At 74.7% G+C, this 17,129-nt stretch carries 13 protein-coding genes; 7 read left to right on the forward strand and 6 right to left on the reverse strand.

What is annotated here, in order from left to right:
• The 3 genes from ABZY44_RS34420 to ABZY44_RS34430 form a co-directional block, all read left to right on the forward strand.
• The coding region (locus ABZY44_RS34420; protein ID WP_356660882.1) for an alpha-N-acetylglucosaminidase at positions 1 to 2,200 on the forward strand (2,200 nt) is incomplete at its 5' end.
• 199 nt (positions 2,201 to 2,399) lie between these two features.
• Positions 2,400 to 2,837 carry a hypothetical protein gene (locus tag ABZY44_RS34425; RefSeq protein ID WP_356660884.1) on the forward strand — a complete coding sequence of 146 codons (438 nt, stop codon included), beginning with the start codon at positions 2,400 to 2,402 and terminating at the stop codon, positions 2,835 to 2,837.
• 82 nt (positions 2,838 to 2,919) lie between these two features.
• Positions 2,920 to 4,497, forward strand: a complete 1,578-nt coding sequence (locus ABZY44_RS34430; protein ID WP_356660886.1) for a molybdopterin-dependent oxidoreductase — start codon at positions 2,920 to 2,922, stop codon at positions 4,495 to 4,497.
• 34 nt (positions 4,498 to 4,531) lie between these two features.
• Here ABZY44_RS34430 and ABZY44_RS34435 read toward each other — a convergent pair whose 3' ends face one another.
• Positions 4,532 to 5,575, reverse strand: a complete 1,044-nt coding sequence (locus tag ABZY44_RS34435) for a DNA repair exonuclease (RefSeq protein ID WP_356660888.1) — start codon at positions 5,573 to 5,575, stop codon at positions 4,532 to 4,534.
• A complete protein-coding gene (locus tag ABZY44_RS34440; RefSeq protein ID WP_356660890.1) occupies positions 5,572 to 6,369 on the reverse strand; it encodes a hypothetical protein in 798 nt (265 codons plus the stop codon). The genes ABZY44_RS34435 and ABZY44_RS34440 overlap by 4 nt, the downstream gene beginning before the upstream one ends.
• A gap of 322 nt (positions 6,370 to 6,691) precedes the next feature.
• Here ABZY44_RS34440 and ABZY44_RS34445 point away from each other — a divergent pair, with 322 nt between their 5' ends.
• Positions 6,692 to 7,759, forward strand: coding sequence for an alpha/beta hydrolase-fold protein (locus ABZY44_RS34445; protein WP_356660892.1), 1,068 nt, complete (start codon positions 6,692 to 6,694; stop codon positions 7,757 to 7,759).
• Between the two features lie 25 nt (positions 7,760 to 7,784).
• On the opposite strand, the gene ABZY44_RS34450 is transcribed toward ABZY44_RS34445, so the two are convergent.
• Entirely contained in the window at positions 7,785 to 9,029 is a 1,245-nt protein-coding gene (locus ABZY44_RS34450; protein WP_356660894.1) for a cytochrome P450, read from the reverse strand.
• Between the two features lie 170 nt (positions 9,030 to 9,199).
• On the opposite strand from ABZY44_RS34450, the gene ABZY44_RS34455 reads away from it, so the two are divergent.
• A complete protein-coding gene (locus ABZY44_RS34455) occupies positions 9,200 to 10,129 on the forward strand; it encodes an SDR family oxidoreductase (RefSeq protein ID WP_356660896.1) in 930 nt (309 codons plus the stop codon).
• 72 nt (positions 10,130 to 10,201) lie between these two features.
• Here the strand turns inward: ABZY44_RS34455 and ABZY44_RS34460 are convergent, their stop codons facing one another.
• Entirely contained in the window at positions 10,202 to 11,296 is a 1,095-nt protein-coding gene (locus tag ABZY44_RS34460) for an enoyl-CoA hydratase/isomerase family protein (protein ID WP_356660898.1), read from the reverse strand.
• A 156-nt stretch (positions 11,297 to 11,452) separates the two neighbouring features.
• Between ABZY44_RS34460 and ABZY44_RS34465 the strand changes: the two genes are divergently transcribed.
• Positions 11,453 to 13,000 (forward strand): hypothetical protein, encoded by a 1,548-nt coding sequence (locus ABZY44_RS34465; RefSeq protein ID WP_356660900.1) that lies wholly within the window; start codon positions 11,453 to 11,455, stop codon positions 12,998 to 13,000.
• Positions 13,001 to 13,029: 29 nt separating this feature from the next.
• Here the strand turns inward: ABZY44_RS34465 and ABZY44_RS34470 are convergent, their stop codons facing one another.
• Together ABZY44_RS34470 and ABZY44_RS34475 are read right to left on the reverse strand one after the other, a co-directional pair.
• Positions 13,030 to 14,892: an FAD-dependent monooxygenase gene (locus ABZY44_RS34470; RefSeq protein ID WP_356660902.1), complete on the reverse strand. Its 1,863-nt coding sequence runs from the start codon at positions 14,890 to 14,892 to the stop codon at positions 13,030 to 13,032.
• A gap of 56 nt (positions 14,893 to 14,948) precedes the next feature.
• Complete coding sequence (locus ABZY44_RS34475) at positions 14,949 to 15,785, reverse strand: helix-turn-helix transcriptional regulator (protein WP_356660904.1); 837 nt, start codon at positions 15,783 to 15,785, stop codon at positions 14,949 to 14,951.
• Between the two features lie 171 nt (positions 15,786 to 15,956).
• Here ABZY44_RS34475 and ABZY44_RS34480 point away from each other — a divergent pair, with 171 nt between their 5' ends.
• Entirely contained in the window at positions 15,957 to 17,039 is a 1,083-nt protein-coding gene (locus ABZY44_RS34480) for an MFS transporter (protein WP_356660906.1), read from the forward strand.
• The last annotated feature ends 90 nt before the right edge of the window (positions 17,040 to 17,129 follow it).

Genomic DNA, 17,129 nt, shown 5'->3' on the forward strand with positions numbered 1-17,129 from the left:
ACGCCGCCCAGGCGAGCGGCCTGCTGCAGGAGGCGGTGGACCATCTCGAACAGTCCCCGGCCGCCAGCGGGAGCCCGCGCGGACGGCGCCCCGCGCGCGCGCCTTCGACGCCGCCCCGGCACGGGCCGCCCTGGAACGGCTGCTGCCGCGGCACGCGGCGCAGTTCACGCTGCTGCCCGACACCGGCACCGGCGCCGACACCTTCACCGTGTCCGGGACCGCCGGCGCGATCACCGTCCGGGGCTCCACCGGCGCCACCCTGCTCACCGGGGTCGGCTGGTACCTCCAGCACGTCGCCGGAGCCGACATCGGCTGGCCGGGCGACAGCATCGGCATGCTGCCCGCCCGACTGCCCGCGGTGCCCGCGGCGGTCACCCGCAGCGCGCAGGTGCGGCACCGGTACGCGCTGAACGACACCGACGACGGGTACTCGGGCCCGTACCGCACCTTCGAGCAGCACCAGCGCCAGATCGACCTGCTCGCCCTGCACGGCATCAACGAGGTGTTCGTCCAGGTCGGCGCCGAGTACGCGTACTACCGGGCGCTCCAGCGCTTCGGCTACACCGCGGCGGAGCTGCGGGAGTGGATCCCCGGGCCCGGCCACCAGAGCTGGTGGCTGCTGCAGAACCTGAGCGGCTTCGGCGGTCCCGTCACCGAGCGGCTGATGCGCGAGCGTGCCGAGCTGGGCGGTCGGATCGCCGAGCAGCTGCGCGGCCTGGGCATGACCCCGGTGCTGCCGGGCTACTTCGGGACCGTGCCGCCGTCCTTCGCCGCGCGCAACCCCGGCGCGACGACGGTGTCGCAGGGCGACTGGGCGGGCTTCGACCGGCCGGACTGGCTGAACCCGGTCTCCCCGGTCTTCGCCGAGCTGGCCGCCGCCTTCTACGCCGAGCAGCGCTCGCTGTTCGGGGACAGCACCATGTACCGGATGAGCCCGCTGCACGAGGGCGGCCAGACGGGCTCCGTGGACGTGAAGGAGGCCGCCGGGGCGGTGCAGCAGGCCCTGTGGGCGGCCCATCCCGGCGCGCTGTGGGCGGTGCTGGGCTGGCAGGACGATCCGACGAAGGAGCTGCTGGCCGGGGTGGACACCTCGAAGCTGCTGATCCTGGACGGGCTGTCGGACCGCTACAACCGCCTGGACCGCGAGACCCGTTGGGGCGGCGCCCCGTACGCCCTCGGCACGATCTACAACTTCGGCGGGCACACGACGATCGGCGCGAACACCTCGGTGTGGCTCGAGCGGTTCACGTCCTGGCGGGGCAAGAGCGACAGCGCGCTGACCGGCATCGCCTATCTGCCGGAGGCCACGGGGACCAACCCGGCGGCCTTCGACCTGTTCACCGACCTGGCGTGGGAGCCCGGCCCGGTCGACCAGCGGAAGTGGTTCGCCGACTTCGCGGGCCGGCGGTACGGACGCCCGGACACCGAGGCCGCGGCGGCGTGGGAGGAGCTGCGCAAGGGCCCGTACAGCACCTCCTCCGGGCTGTGGTCGGAGTCCCAGGACAGCCCGTTCACGGCCCGGCCGAGCCTGACGGCGGCGGGAGCGGCCTACTGGAGCCCCAAGTCGATGCGCTATCCCGCCGGTTCGGTGCGCCGGGCCCTGGACCACCTGCTGAAGGTGGATCCGCGGCTGCGCGGCTCCAGCGCCTACCGCTTCGACCTGGTGGACACCGCCCGGCAGGCGCTCGCCAACCACGCGCGGGTGCTGCTGCCGCGCGTCAGGACGGCCTACGAGGCCGGGAACCTGACTCTGTTCCGCGAACTGACCGCCGAATGGGCCCACCGCGAGCGGCAGTTGGACGAGCTCGTCGGATCCGACCCGAACTTCCTGCTCGGCACCTGGCTGTCGGCGGCCCGCTCGCACGGCGGGGACCGGGCCGAACAGGACCGGTACGAGTACGACGCCCGCTCGATCCTGAGCGTGTGGGGCCGGCGGAGCACCAGCGAGGGCGGCTTCCTGCACGACTACGCGAACCGCGAATGGGGCGGCCTGATCGGCGAGTTGTACGCGCGGCGCTGGTCGGCCTACTTCGCCTCGCTGGAGGAGGCGCTGGTGCGCCGGGCCGCGCCGAAGGCGATCGACTGGCATTCCTTCGAAGAGGGCTGGGCGCGGCTCACCACCCGGCATCCGGACCGGCCCGGCGGCGATCCGTACGAACTGGCGGCCGCCGTCGCGGCCACCCTTCCCGAGGCCGGATGACCTGCGCCGCGCCCCCGCCGCAGATCGGGCCATGAGGTGATCTTCACCCTCACGCGGGAATCTCCCCACTCCCCCGAGGGAGCCGCGAGCCGTCCTCCGGTCGCGGGAGCGGAGCGCTCGGTTCACTGTCGGAAATCGATCAGGGGCGGCCGGCGGAACGAGCCGGCGGCCGCTCCTTCCGACGCCGGGAGCGCCCGCCATGTCCCAGACCGACATGTCCCCGTCCGACGTGTCCGAGACCGACGCGGACCGGCCCTCCGCGACGCTGGAGCTGCTGACGCTCCTCGCCGCCGGAGCGGCCGGCCCCGGCCTCCCCGCCCCGGACCGGTTAGGCCGGTCCGCGGCGGACCGGGCGCCGGACGGACCGCGCCGATCCGACCTGCGGGAGCGGCTCACGGACGGGGTGGTGGAGTTGCGCAAGCGCGGGGAGATCACCACCCGCCGGGCCGCCGCGCAGGATGCACGCGCCGTGCCGGGCGCACCTGCCGCGCCGGACTCCCCGGGTACACCGGACCCCTCGGGCGCATCGGGCGCATCGGCGGCGTCGGGCTCATCGGGCTCATCGGCTGCGGAGCACTACCTGGAGGCCATGGCCCGGCGGGCCGCGGACCGGGCCGGCCGCCGCCCGGGCGGCTGACCCCTCCGCCGCAGCGCCCCCTCCGGGGTCACACTGGAATCCAGGCTGACCGGCGGCCCCAGCGACGGGCGGTGATCCCGAGATGACCCGCACGAAGGGGACCCCGGGGCGGCTGCGGCCGTACGTGCTCGGCGCCGTCAGCGGACTGGTCGCCGCCTTCGCCGGGCTGGCGCTGGCGGAGCTGGTCGCGGTGGCCGTGCGGCCTGAGGCCTCCCCCGTCACCGCCGTCGGCGGGGCCGTGGTGGACCGCACCCCGGCTGCCCTCAAGGAGTGGGCGATCCGCCAGTTCGCGACGGCCGACAAGCTGGTCCTGACCCTCGGGATCGTCATCCTCCTGGCCGCCGTCGCGATGGCGGCCGGGGTGCTCGCCGTACGGCACCGGTCGGCGGGAATCGCCCTCGCGGCGGCCTTCGGGGTGGCCGGGGCGGCGGCCGCGGTCAGCCGGCCGGAGGCCACCTGGAAGGACGCACTGCCCTCGCTCGCGGGCGGCCTGGCGGCCGCCGTGGTCCTGTACCTGCTGGTCACGGCATTGCCCCGGCCCGGCCCGGTGGCCGGAGCCGAGGGCATGGACCGGCGCCGCTTCGGGCGCCTCGCCCTCGCCGCCGTGGCCCTGTCGGCCGGGGCCGGGTACGCCGGCCGCCGGCTCGGGGCCTTCGGGTCGGCGGGCGCCACCGCCTCCCGGGCGGGCCTCGTCCTGCCCGCGCCCGCCGCGCCCGCGCCGCCGGTGCCGGCCGGCGCGGACCTGCGGATTCCCGGGCTCTCCCCCTTCGTCACCCCGAACGGGGACTTCTACCGCGTGGACACCGCCCTGGTCGTCCCGCGCGTGGACGCGGACTCCTGGCGGCTGCTCATCCACGGGGACGGAGTGGACGCGCCCCTGACCCTTGGCCTGCGGGAGCTGCTCGCCCGCCCGCTGGTCGAGCACGACATCACCCTCACCTGCGTGTCCAACGAGGTCGGCGGCCCGTACGCGGGCAACGCCCGCTGGCTCGGCGTCCGCCTCGCCGATCTGCTGCGCGAGGCGGGGGTCCGCCCCCCGTCACAGGGCGGTCCGGCCGACCAGCTGGTGGCGCGTTCGGTGGACGGGATGACCCTCGGCACCCCCGTCGAGACGGTGCTGGACGGCCGGGAGGCGCTGCTGGCCGTCGGGATGAACGGCGGCCCGCTCCCCTTCGAGCACGGCTTCCCCGTACGGATGGTCGTCCCGGGACTGTACGGATACGTCTCCGCGTGCAAGTGGCTGCGCGAGCTGCGGCTCACCACCTTCGACGCGTACGACGCGTACTGGGTGCGACGGTCGTGGGCCCCGCGGGCGCCGGTCAAGACCCAGTCGCGCATCGACACCCCGCGCTCCGGCGCCGAGCTCACGGCCGGCCGGGTGGCGGTCGCCGGGGTGGCCTGGGCGCAGCACCGGGGCATCTCCCGGGTCGAGGTCCGGGTGGACGCGGGCCGGTGGCGGGAGGCCCGGCTCGCGGAGGCCGACGGGAACGACACCTGGCGCCAGTGGGTGTGGCAGTGGGAGGCGGCTCCCGGGCGTCACGTCCTGGAGGTCCGCGCCACGGACGGCACGGGCGCCGTGCAGACGGGGGAACGGGCGGCGACCCTCCCCGACGGGGCGACCGGCTGGCACGCGGTGTCCGTGTCGGTCTCGGGGCGATAGCGCGGAACCGGGCGCCCGGACGGGCCGGTCCGCGTCAGGCGGCCGGGACCTCGGCGGGACAGACCATGGCGGCCGGGCCGGCCAGGGCGCGGGCCCGGTGGAGGAGGGCGGGCGGGGTGGCGGCGCTGAGGGTCCAGACGACGGCGCCGCCGGCGGGCGGTCGCGGGCCGTCCGCGAACCGGTCCGGCAGTTCGGCCTCGGCGGTCGCCTCGTACGGGAGGTGCAGGCTCTCGTAGCGCACCGGGGCGGTGTCCACGGGCCGGATCCCGATCCGGGCGCGCGCGCCGTCGGTGTCCTCGGGATCCGCGTCGACGGCGGCGTCCACGTCGATGAGGAGCTCGGTGAAGCCACGGCCGCCCGGCTCGCCGGGGCCCCGCGCGTGCGTGTTGCCCGGGTACACCGCGAAGGCGCCCGTGCCCGGGACCAGGCGGTGGTGGACGTGGCCGAGCGCCCAGTAGTCGTACCCGGCGCGCTCCAGCGTCCCGGGGGTGGTCGGCGCGCAGACCCGGCGGCTCCAGGCCCCGTGGAGGCTGGTGTGCAGGAGCCCTATGTTCACGGTTCCGGGGATCCGGCGCGGGTACCCGGCGGCGAGGTCGCGCCGCTCGTCGGGGTCCGCCACGGACCGGCCGTGCACGGTGATGCCGAGGCTCGGCCAGGACACCGACTCGGGGGCGTCGGCGCCGAACCAGCGCACGGACGGCGGGAGGTGCAGTTTGTGCGGGAGCGGGGTCTGCGCGTCGTGGTTGCCCGAGACCACCGCCGTGTACAGCCCGGCTTCGTGGAAGGCGCCGAGGGCGTCCTGGCAGGCGGCCAGCGCCCGGGCGTCGGCGTGGCGGCGGTCGAAGACGTCGCCGGCGACGAGCACCGCGCCGTAGCCGCCTTCGACGATGTGGCGCACGGCCGCGCGCAGGGCCTCGTACGGAGCCTCGCGCGGGTCTATGGCCGGTGCCCCGCGGTAGTCGGCCAGCCCGCCCAGTACGGACCCTATGTGCAGGTCGGCCAGGTGGGCCACCCGGACCGGACCGGTCTGCGGGGCGTCGGCCGGACCGGGTATCGGCCCCGTGGAGGGGACCTTCACCGGCCGAGGATGAGGTCGGTCTTGAAGGCGTCGCGCTCCAGCAGCCAGCCCTCGGCCCGCAGCTTGCCCATCAGGTCGGAACGCAGCTCGACGGCTCCCCGCAGGGTGCGCGCCTTGGCCGTGATCTCGGTGAACCAGGCCAGCTCGCCGGTCTTGGTGCGCAGCCGGCTGACTTGTGTCTCCATCGCGTGGTCGAGCATGCGGCCAGGATAGTTGGCCTGCCTCACGGGCCCGTGGAGACGGGACGAAGCGGTGACCGACTCCGCCCAACCGGCCGGTTTCGCACCCCACTTGGCCAGCTTTCCCGGGAGCCGGTCCAGGACGAGCGCGCGCGACACGTCGAGTCCGGGGAGCTCTCCTGGAGCCAGGCCCGGCACCGGCCGGCACTTCTTGTTGGTGAAGTCGAGGGTGGCGCGGGTGTGGCTGAGATTCACCTGAACGGTGTAGTTCGCGTCGCGGGCTCCGAAGTTGTGCAGGCGCGCCCGGTCCATGACCCGGCGCACGGCCGCCGGCTCCGCCCCGTCGCCCTCGATCTCGAAGCGGGCCTTGTAGGCGAGGCGGATCCGGTTCTCGTCGTCGTGACGCCGGATGCGGACGATCCAGCCCTGGCCGTTCAGGCTCTGTCCGGCGTCGTCCACGTACTGGGCGACCTCGACCCGGCCGGGTGCGCCGAGCGACAGTGCGGTGGCCGCCGCCTCCGTGGGCCGGCCCTCGGCGTCCAGCACGTGGTCCGGATCGAGCAGCAGCTTGACCTGGTAGACCGCACGCGCCGAGGCCACTGGCGCCACTCGCACCCGCACTCCGGAATGAATCCGGTGATTCGTCTTTTTCGGCGTATTCCGCATATCCCCGTCGATCATGCCGCATACGGCACCTGCGCGTACGAAATCCCAGGTGTCGTGCCGGTGAACAGGCGGTGAATCTACCCCAGGTCCGCCGTCCTGACCTGCAGAGCCGCTGGACCCGCGCGACGGGACCCCGTCGCACCTCCCCGACACGGCCGCGCCCCGCGCCCCTCCGGGACGGCGGGCGCCGTACATTTCATTGATTGTCCGTCATTTCCTGGACCGTCCGTCATCATGCGTCCGACGGTCCCGCAGGTCAGGAGCCGGCGCCGTGGAGCTGACCAGTACGTCGTTCCTCGCCACGCTGATCGTCGTCGCCGCGCTGGCCGTGCTCGGCGCGCTGCTCCTGTGGAACCGGGTCCCCGGTCCGGGCTGGGTGCGCTGGCCGGCCCGGCTGGCGATGATCGCCCTGTGCCAGCTCACCGCAATCTGCGCGGTGGCCACCTGGATCAACGGGAGCTACGGCCTGTACTCCTCCTGGGAGGATCTGCTGGGCACCGGCACCGGACAGAACGCCTCCGCCATGACCGGTCCGCCTCCCGGCCGGGCGACCTTCACCCTGGGCGGCGACGGGACCCGCAGCACGTACTTCCGCGGCTCCCGTTCGAAGCTCGCCGGCCAGGTGATCGTCTGGACTCCCCCGGAGTACGACGCCCCGGGCGCGGACAGGACCCGGTTCCCCGTACTGATGCTCCTGCACGGTTACCCCGGCTCGCCGCGCAGCTGGATCGACGTCGGCGGCATGCCGGGCGCGCTGGAGCAGCTCGTCCGGCTGGGCGCGGCCTCCCCGTTCATCCTGGTGATGCCCGAGCTGTACCCGGGCGGCGTGAACACGGACTGCACCGACACCCCGCGGCGCAAGCTGGCCGACTGGCTCGCGCGGGACGTGCCGGAACTGGTCGCCAAGAAGTTCCGCACCCTGGCCGGGCCCGGCGGATGGGGCCTGATGGGCATCTCGACCGGGGCGTTCTGCGCGGCCAAGCTTCCGCTCCAGTACCCGCGGGTGTTCCGGGCGGGCGCCGCCCTGGACCCGGATCCGCTGACCGGGGATCCGGACGTGCTCACCGATCCGGTGCTGCGGGAGCGCAACAGCCCGATGTGGCTGGTCGCGCACACGAAGAAGGCGGACGTCGGGCTGTTCCTGGCCACCTCCGCGCAGGACAAGGACAGCCCGGTGAAGCAGCTGGCGGCCTTCGCCAAGGCGGCCGAGGGCTCCGGCGTCCGGGTGAAGACCCTGGTCCGCCCGGAGGGCGGCCACAACTTCCAGACCTGGACCGGGATGTACCCGGACGCCCTGGGATGGCTGAGCACGGAGATCTCCCCGCCGCGCGGCCCGTAGGCGAAGGCCGGCGGCGAAGCCCCGCCTATCGCCGCGCCAACCGGACCGGCAGCGACTCCACGCTGTTGCCGATGAAGCTGCGCTGGTGCGGGAGTCCGGGTTCGGGGACGGCCAGGTCGAGGTCCGGGAAACGGGTGAAGAGGGCCTCCAGGGCGGTCGTGGCCTCCAGGCGGGCGAGCGGGGCGCCCACGCAGTAGTGGGCGCCGTGGCCGAAGGAGAGGTTGCGGGCCGCGGTGGCACGGGTGATGTCGAAGCGGTCGGCGTCGGGTCCGTGGAAGGCCTCGTCACGGCCCGCCGCCGTGTAGCCGGCGAGGACCGGGGTGCCCTGCGGGATCACCGTCCCGCCCACGGCCAGGTCGCGGGTCGGGTAGCGGAAGGGAAACCAGCTCACCGGGGCGTCGTAGCGCAGGGTCTCGTCGACCACGTCCGACCAGGTGGCCTTCCCTTCCAGGACCAGCGCGAGCTGGTCGCGGTGGGTGCACAGGGCGCGCACCGCGTTGCTGATCAGGTTGAGGGTCGTCTCGTGGCCGGCGACCAGCATCAGCCGCATGGTGCCCGTGAGTTCGGCCTCGCTGAGCCGGTCCCCCTCTCCGTCGCGGGCTGCTATCAGGGCGCTCGTCAGGTCCTCGCCCGGGGCGGCCCGGCGGGCGGCGGCGATGGCCCCGATCAGCTCGACGAGCTCCCGCACGGCCGCCATGACCTCGCCCGGGGCGGCGTCGGTCGCGACGATGACCGTGTTCGAGAGCTCGTGCAGCCGCCCCCGGTGCTCCGGGTCCACGCCGAGCAGTTCACAGATCACGCTCATCGGGAGCGGGAGCGCGAAGTGCGTGCGCAGGTCCGCGACCCCGTCGGGGGCTTCGGCGGCCGCCCGGTCCAGGTCGTCCAGCAGCGCGGCCGTCAGCTCCTCGATCCGCGGGCGCAGCCGCTCCACCTGGCGGACGGTGAAGGCGTTGCCCACCAGCGAGCGCAGCCGGCGGTGGTCGGCTTCGTCCGCGGTGTGCATGCCCTGCGCGTCGGCGAAGACCCGCAGCGGCCAGTCCGGTGCGATGGTGCCGTCGTGCAGGGCCGGGAAGTGCCGGGCGTCCTTGGCCACGTCGGGGTGGGCGAGGAACTCCTTCAACGCCTCGTGCCCGAGGACGACGGCGCCGGGTACACCGCCGGGCAGGACCACCTCGGCTACGGGTCCCTGGGCCCGCAGCCGGGCGTTGAGGGCGTGCGGGCAGCCGCCGGCGGGGTCGATGACGTGCGCGCTTGCGTGATCGGAGGACAAGCCGGATCTCCTGACGACATGGACGGACCTCGGCCAACAGTGCGGCCTGGAGGCCGGGTTGTTCAAGCCCTGTCCCGGCACGTCCCGGAAGCGGACATCCGGACGCCCGCCGTCCTACCGCGCCGCGCCGTACCGCCTCGGCCGCACGCGGGCGCCGTAGGGTCGCCGTCATGACGGACAGCGAGGGGCAGCGGACACTCGAAGGCAAGGTCGCGCTGGTGGCCGGGGGGACCCGGGGCGCGGGACGGGGCATCGCGGTCGCACTGGGCGCGTGCGGCGCGACCGTGTACGTGAGCGGGCGCAGCACCCGCGGCCGGCGCTCCGAGTACGACCGTCCGGAGACGGTCGAGGAGACGGCCGAGCTGGTATCGGCTGCGGGCGGGCAGGGCATCGCGGTGGTCGCCGACCATCTGGCGCCCGCCGAGGTCGAGGCGCTGGTCGGCCGGATCGACGCCGAGCAGGGCCGCCTCGACGTGCTGGTGAACGACATCTGGGGCGGCGAGCGGCTCTTCGAGTGGGAGAGCACGGTCTGGGAGCACGACCTGGACAACGGGCTGCGCCTGCTGCGCCTCGCCGTGGAGACCCACGCCGTCACCAGCCATTTCGCACTGCCCCTGCTGCTGCGCGAGCCGGGGGGCCTGGTCGTGGAGATGACGGACGGCACGGCGGAGTACAACGCGAGCCGCTACCGGGTCTCGTTCTTCTACGACATCGCCAAGTCGGCGGTGCTGCGCATGGCGTTCGCGCTCGGGCACGAGGTGGGACCGCGCGGGGCGACGGCGGTGGCGCTGACTCCGGGCTGGCTGCGCTCGGAGATGATGCTCGACCACTTCGGTGTCTCCGAGGCGAACTGGCGGGACGCCTTGGAGAAGGTCCCGCACTTCGGCATCTCGGAGACCCCGTTCTACGTCGGCCGCGCCGTCGCGGCGCTGGCGACCGACCCGGAAGTGGCCCGCTGGAACGGTCAGTCGCTCTCCAGCGGGCAGCTCGCCGGGGTCTACGGCTTCACCGACGTCGACGGAAGCCGCCCGGACGCCTGGCGTTACATGGTCGAGGTCCAGGACCCGGGCCGGCCGGCGGACACCACCGGCTACCGCTGACCACGCCGGGGGCGCGGCGGGGGCGGCCGTGCGGAGCTCGGGCGGCCGTGCTCGGGGCGCTCGCGCGCCCGCTCAGACCAGCGGGGCGAAGAAGCGGGCCACGTCCTCCCCGGTGACCTCGCCGAGCGTGGCCGGGGACCAGCGCGGGCTGCGGTCCTTGTCGATGACCTGGGCGCGGATGCCCTCCACCAGGTCGGGCGAGCCGAGCGCGTGGCAGGAGACCCGGAACTCCTGGTCGAGCACCGCCTCCAGATCCCCGAGGGCGCCGGCCCTGCGCACCGCCTCCAGGGTCACCTTGAGCGCGGTCGGGGACTTGGCGAGGATCGTCTCGGCGGCCTCCTTGGCCGCCGGGTCGCCCTGCCCGAGCAGCCGCTCGACGATCTCCTCGACGGTGGCCGCCGCGTAGCAGTGGTCGATCCAGCCCCGCCACTCGGCGAGCCGGCCGGGCTCGGGGGTGGCGGCGTGGCGTGCCAGCACCTCGTGGGCGGGGGCGAGAGCCAGGTCGGCGGCCAGCGCGGACAGCCGGCCGGCGGGTACGAAGTGGTCCGCGAGCCCGCACAGCAGCGCGTCCGCGGCCGGCACCGCCGACCCGGTGAGGGCGAGGTGGGTGCCGAGCAGGCCCGGGGCCCGGGCGAGGAGATGGGTGCCGCCCACGTCCGGGACGAAGCCGATGCCGGTTTCGGGCATGGCGATCCGCGAGCGTTCGGTGACGACGCGGACGCTGCCGTGGGCGGAGACGCCGACCCCGCCGCCCATCACGATGCCGTCCATGAGGGCGACGTACGGCTTGGGGTAGCGGGCGATGTACGCGTTGAGGCGGTACTCGTCGCGCCAGAAGCCGGCCGAGGCCCTGGTCCCGGCCTTGGCGTCGTCGTGGATCGCCCGGATGTCGCCGCCGGCGCACAGCCCGCGCTCGCCCGCGCCGCGCAGCAGCACCTGGTCGACGTCCGGATCCCGCTCCCAGCCGGTCAGGGCCTCGGCGATGTCCAGCACCATGGGGTGGGTGAGGGCGTTGAGGGCCTTGGGGCGGTTGAGGGTGATCATCCCGGTCCGGCCCTCGACCGAGCACAGCACGGCGTCCCCGGAAGCGTCGGCCCGGTGGGCGGCGTGGGTGGCGGCGCGGGTGTCAGCGCGGGCGGCGTCGCGCGCGGCGTCTTCGGTGTTCACACCGGCCAGTATGAAGGGCGCGCCGCGTCGACGGCCGGGTGGGAGACCCGCCCCCGCGTACCCGGCAACGGACCGTCCGGGAAGCACCGGGGCCGAGCGACTGACAAGCGACGGCGCGGGGTGCACAATCGAGCGAGCTGACGTCGGGGGGCGCTGATGGGCCGCACACTGCGGGTGGGGTTACCGGTACTTCTGGCCGCTCTGGCCCTCTGGTACGGCTCGTACTACACCACCATCCTGGTGTGGGAGCTGCGCAAGCTCCTTTCCTGGCTGGCCGTGCCCCTGCTGGCCGCCGCCCTCGTCGGGCTGCCCTGGCTGCTGGTCCGGGCCGTTCGGCGTCGCCGGAGCACCGCGGACGCGGCGGCGGGCGGAGGCGGCGCGGCGGCGGCCGTCGGATGTCTGGCCGGCGTGCTCGGCCTCGGCCTCGCGGTGTGGTGGCTGGTGTACGGCGCCTACCTCCAGGACCGCGCGTACATGCACGACGTACGGGTCGTGACGGAGGCGGTGCCCGAACTGTCCGCCCGGGCGCCCTACGTGGTCGGGAAGGCGCAGGCCGCACCCCATCTCGGCGACGTCACCGGCGAGATCTCCGACATCACCTACCTCCCCGACTCGGACCGGTTCGCGACGCTGGTCGAACGGCGCGGATGGCTGTCCGGGTACGAGGTCGGGCTGGTCCAGGACGTCCCGCTCGGCGGCAACAGCCGTACGCAGGAGCGCTGTTCGTTCGACGTGGAGAAGGCGGACGCCCGGATCGGCGGGTGGTTCGGCCACAACCTGGGCCGGAAGATCTCGGCCGCGAGGCGCTGGGTCCGCTTCGACGCGGGCGACGCGTACGTGACCTGCTCGGACGGTGTCCCGGTCGTGGCCGTGCCGCTCAAGCGGCAGACCGGGACCCTGGTGGTGACCGAACGGCCCGCCGGACTCGCGCTGTACGACGGGCGGACCGGCAGAATCACGATCACCGACGACACGACCTCCGTGCCCGGACCGTCCTATCCGCTGAGTCTCGCGGCCCGGCAGCGCGAGGGTACGGCCGCGGTCGGCAGTTTCGCCGACTGGTGGTACGAGCGCAGCGGTTGGGACGCCTCCGAGGACGGCGCCAACGAGGGCAACGAGTCGGAGTTCACGCTCCAGTACCGAGACAAGAGCGGTCGCAGCGCGTACGTCACCCCGCTGACCCCGCAGGGGGAGGCCAGCTCGGTCGTGGCCGTCTCGACCGTCCCGACCCGCCACCGGGGCGGCGGCCTGGCTCCGATGACCATCCACCGGCTCAGTCCGACGTGGTCCTCGCCGAAGGCGCTCGTCGCACTGATCAAGGCCGAGTACCGGGACGTCTGCTGCTACAACGACGACAGGGTGTTCGAGCTCGTGCCCACCGGCGGCAGCACGTGGACCGCCACCGTCGGCAGCGAGCAGAACATCCGGTACCGGGTGGAGGGCCGCGGGCAGGTTGACGGCCGGGAGGCGACCTGCCTGAAGGCCGCCGACGGTGGACTCATCAGGTGCGCGTACGCCGCGCCCGGCTCGCCGGAGGAGCAGGAGCTCCAGCGCAGGGAGCGCGAGAAACAGAAACCGAAGGAGGACGGGACCGCGGCGCCCGGGGCCGTGGGCGACCTCACCGGCTACACGCCCGAGCAGCTCGCCGAACTGCAAAGGCGCCTCTCCGAGGAGGTCGTCCGCCGGCTGAAGGAGAAGACCTAGCCCGGACCCGGCCCGGACCCGGCCCAGCACTAGGCCGAGAGGATCTCCAGGTATCCGGCGAGGGACGCCGCCGTGTCGGCGAGCGGGAAGCGGGCGGCGAGGTAGCCGTCCGGGCGTACGACGAAGCCCGTCGGGCCGTCGGGGCGGTAGAGCCGGGCGAACTCTCCGGCGGCGTCCCGGTACGCGGCGACGGTCAGGCCCTCGGACGCCGCGGGCGCGGCCTCGCGGGCGAGGACGGCCACGGTGTGCGGGCCGGTCCCGGGGAGCGGTCCTCCGGTGGCCCCCCTGGCGGAGGCGCCGAGGGGGAGGTCCGCCGGGGTGGCCGCGCCGCCGTCGGCCGGCGGCGCCGTACCCGCCGTCCGGATCCGCTCGGCGGCGCCGGCCGCCCGGGCCAGGACGTCGCCGTCGCCGTCCGCCGCGTACAGGAGCACCACGTGCCCCGTGCGGCCGCGCAGGACGTCGAACAGGCGCGAGGAGTAGGCGGCGATGGACTGGGTCAGCCCCGCGCAGTCCGGGGCCCGGTCGCCGGGCCGGGGCACGTCGGCCGGCCCGGCCGGCCCGGCGGAGGCCGAGGAGTTCGAGGAGCCGGCGGACGCCGGGGCGAGCGGTCCGCCCCGGTAGCCGACGAGCAGCTGGGCCTCACGGAGCATCAGGGTCCGCGGGTCCTCGGGGTCGCCTTCCATGCCGTTCCTGGCGTGCCGTACGGTCCGGCCGACGACCTCCTCGCCGACGGGGCGGCGCTCGGCGTCGTAGCCGGCGACCAGGGCGGGGCCCGCCGCCCCCCGCAGGACGAAGGCGAGCTTCCAGGCCAGATTGCAGGCGTCCTGGATACCGGTGTTCATGCCCTGGGCGCCGGTCGGCGGGTGGATGTGGGCGGCGTCGCCCGCGACGAAGACGCGTCCTTCGCCGTAGCGGTCGACGATGCGGTGGCTGATGCGGAAGACGGACGACCAGCGCAGTCCGGAGAGGGCGGCCGGGTGCGGGGCGAGGCGGTCGACGACGGCCTGGATGTGGGACAGCTCGGGGACGCGGGCTCCCTGCGCCCCGCCCGCCAGGCCGTGCACCACGCCGTCGCCGTCGGCCGGCGCGGCGGCCCCCGGATTCCCCGCGGACGCCCGGCCGGACTCCGGCCCGGCCTCGCGGGCGGCGAGTTCGGGCGGGACCAGCATCGACATGCGGTAGCGGCCCTTGCCGGGCAGCGGGATGCAGACGAGCACGTCGTCGGTGGAACCGTCGTCGGCGCGGTGCGTGGACCGCAGGCCGTAGCCGTACGGCAGGTCCCAGTCGGCCACCACGTCGGCCAGCATGTACCCCTCGGCGAACGCATCGCCCTCGAAGCGCAGGCCCAGCCCCTTGCGCACGGTGCTGTGCGCCCCGTCGCAGCCGATCAGGTAGCGGGCGCGCAGCTCCTCCTCGGCGCCGGAGGCGGTGCGCAGCCGGGCGGTGACCCCGTCCTCGTCCTGGGTGAAGGACAGCAGTTCGGTGCCGCGTTCGATGACCGTGCCCAGGCCGGCGACGTACTCCTCGATGAGGCGCTCCGTCTCGTACTGAGGCAGCGCGGCGAATCCGTACGGCACCTCGGGAGGCAGCACGAGGTCCACCCGCGCCTGCCGGCGGCCGTTGACGTAGAGCAGCTGTCCCCGCATCGGGAGCGCGGCCTCCAGGACGGTGCGGGCCAGTCCCATCCGGTCCCACACCTCCAGCGTGCGCGGCTGGATGCCGACCGCCTTCGCGTACGGCAGGCGGGCCGGCAGCCGGTCGACGAGACGGCAGCTCACGCCGTGCCGGCGCAGTTCGGCGGCCGCGCTCAGTCCGACCGGACCGGCGCCCGCGATCAGTACCTCGGTCGTGCCCGTGGCGTCGGTCGTGGCGGTCGTTCGCGCGTGCACCACGGAAGCCTCCCAGCTCCGGGCCGGCCCGGTCGGGTACGGGGCCTCGGGCGGACCCTTCACTCCATGGTCGTCCGGGGGCGCGCGGGAGGCGAGCCGGGCGGGACCTCCCCCGTCGGATCCCGGCGCGCGGCGGGATCCGGAAGGGACGCCCGGGCGTGTGTCCCCGGGGTGTGCCCGAAGGCCCGGCGGAAGACGTCGATGAACGCGCTGGCCGAGGACCATCCGCAGCGGTGCGCGACCGCCGTCACGGGGGTGTCGACGGCCAGCAGCCGCAGCGCCTGGTGCAGGCGCAGCTGCGTCCGCCACTGGGGGAACGTCATGCCGAGCTCGGCGCGGAACAGCCGGCTCAGCGTCCGCTCCCCCGCTCCCGCTGCCGCCGCTGCCGCGAGCTCCGCCAGCCCGCGGGGGTCCGCCGGGTCGGCGTGGAGCAGGGCGCACACGGCGGCCAGCCGGGGATCGGCGGGGGCGGGCAGGTGCAGGGGCTGCAGGGGCGAGGCCCGCACCTGGTCCAGCAGCACGCCGAGCATCCGGCGCCGCTCCTCGCTGCCGTCCTCGGGGCCCCGGGTGTAGGCGAGGATCAGCTCGCGCAGCAGCGGACCGACGGCCAGCACGGCGGGGGCGAACAGGGAGAGCGGGTTCTGGTGGGTCGGCAGGCCCACGCAGTGCAGGTCGACGCGGCCGAACGCACGGTGCTCGTGCACCGTGCCGGCCGGGATCCACAGGGCGCGGGTGGTCGGGGCGACCCAGGTGCCGGCGTCGGTCGTCACGGACAGCACCCCGGAACCGGCGTAGCAGATCTGGTGGTCGTCGTGGTGGTGCGGATCGATGCCGTGGTGGGTGTCGAGCTCGCGGACGCTCGTCGCCGCGCGGGGGGTGTGGCGGATTTTCTGCATCACCCGGCAATTTATCGGAAGCGGGCCGCCCCGGGCGACGGCGATTCTCGTTCGGTGACCTCCACGACACCGGCACCGACACCCCGCGCCGAGCCCTCGGCCCCGTCCACCCCTTCGCCCCGATCGCCCGCACGGCTCCGCACGGCCGCCTTCTCGGCGGGCCACTCGTGCGTGGACGTCTACCAGGGCGCCGTCGCCGCGCTCGTCCCCTTCCTCGTCTCCGAGCGCGCGTACGGCTACGCGGCCGCCTCGGGCATCGTGCTGGCCGCCTCCCTGCTCTCCTCCGTGGTCCAGCCACTGTTCGGAGCGCTGACCGACCGCCGGCCGACGCCCTGGCTGATCCCGCTGGCCACGGCCGCCGCGGGGCTGGGCGTGGCCCTGGTCGGGCTCGACGCCGGGTACGCGGCCACGCTGGCCGCCGTCGCCCTGTCGGGGCTGGGCGTCGCCGCCTACCATCCGGCGGCCGCCCGGCTCGTGCGCGTGATGGGCGGCTCCGGGCACGGCGCGATGAGCTGGTTCGCGCTCGGCGGCAACATCGGCTTCGCCTGCGCTCCCCTGCTGGTCGTCGCCGCGCTGGCGCTCCCGGGCTCCGCGGGATGGTGGCTGCTGGCCGTCCCGGCCGCGCTGGGGGTGTTCCTCAACTGGCCACCGGCCGCCGCGCGTTCCCAGGCCCGGGCCGAGACCGGACCGACCGCGCAAGCGGGCCCTGAGGACGACTGGCGGGCCTTCCTCCGGCTTTCCCTGGTCGTCGTGGTCCGCTCGGTGGTCTTCATGGGGCTGAGCACGTTCATCGCCCTGTACGTCCGCGAGCGCGGCGGCAGTGCAACGGCCGGCGCGGTGGCCCTGTTCGCGCTCTTCGCCGGCAGCGCCGGCGGCACCCTCCTCGGCGGCCGGCTGGCCACGCGCTGGGGCCGGGTCACCACCGTCCACCGCGCCTACGCGGCGGCGGTACCCGCCGTCGCGGGCATCCTCTTCCTCCCGCTGCCGCTCGTGTACGGGTGCGCGGCGCTGGCCGCCGCCGCGCTGTACGTGCCGTTCTCCCTCCAGGTCACCCTGGGCCAGGACTACCTCCCGACGCGCATGGGCACGGCGAGCGGGGTCACCCTGGGACTGACCGTCAGCATCGGCGGCCTCGCGAGCCCCGTCATCGGGGCCGCGGCCGACGCCACGTCCGTGGGCACGGCCCTGCTCCCCCTGGCCGCCCTCCCCCTGCTGGCCTGGGCCCTGGCCCGCCGCCTTCCGGAGCCCGCCTAGGGCCTGTGTGATGTCGTGATCAGCTTCTAAGTTCTTCCCCCTGCGCGGGGTGGAATCCGGTAGGACTGTGGTCGTGACGCGTAGGCAACT

The sequence above is a fragment of the Streptomyces sp. NPDC006544 genome, from assembly GCF_040611715.1.
Classification (GTDB): domain Bacteria; phylum Actinomycetota; class Actinomycetes; order Streptomycetales; family Streptomycetaceae; genus Streptomyces.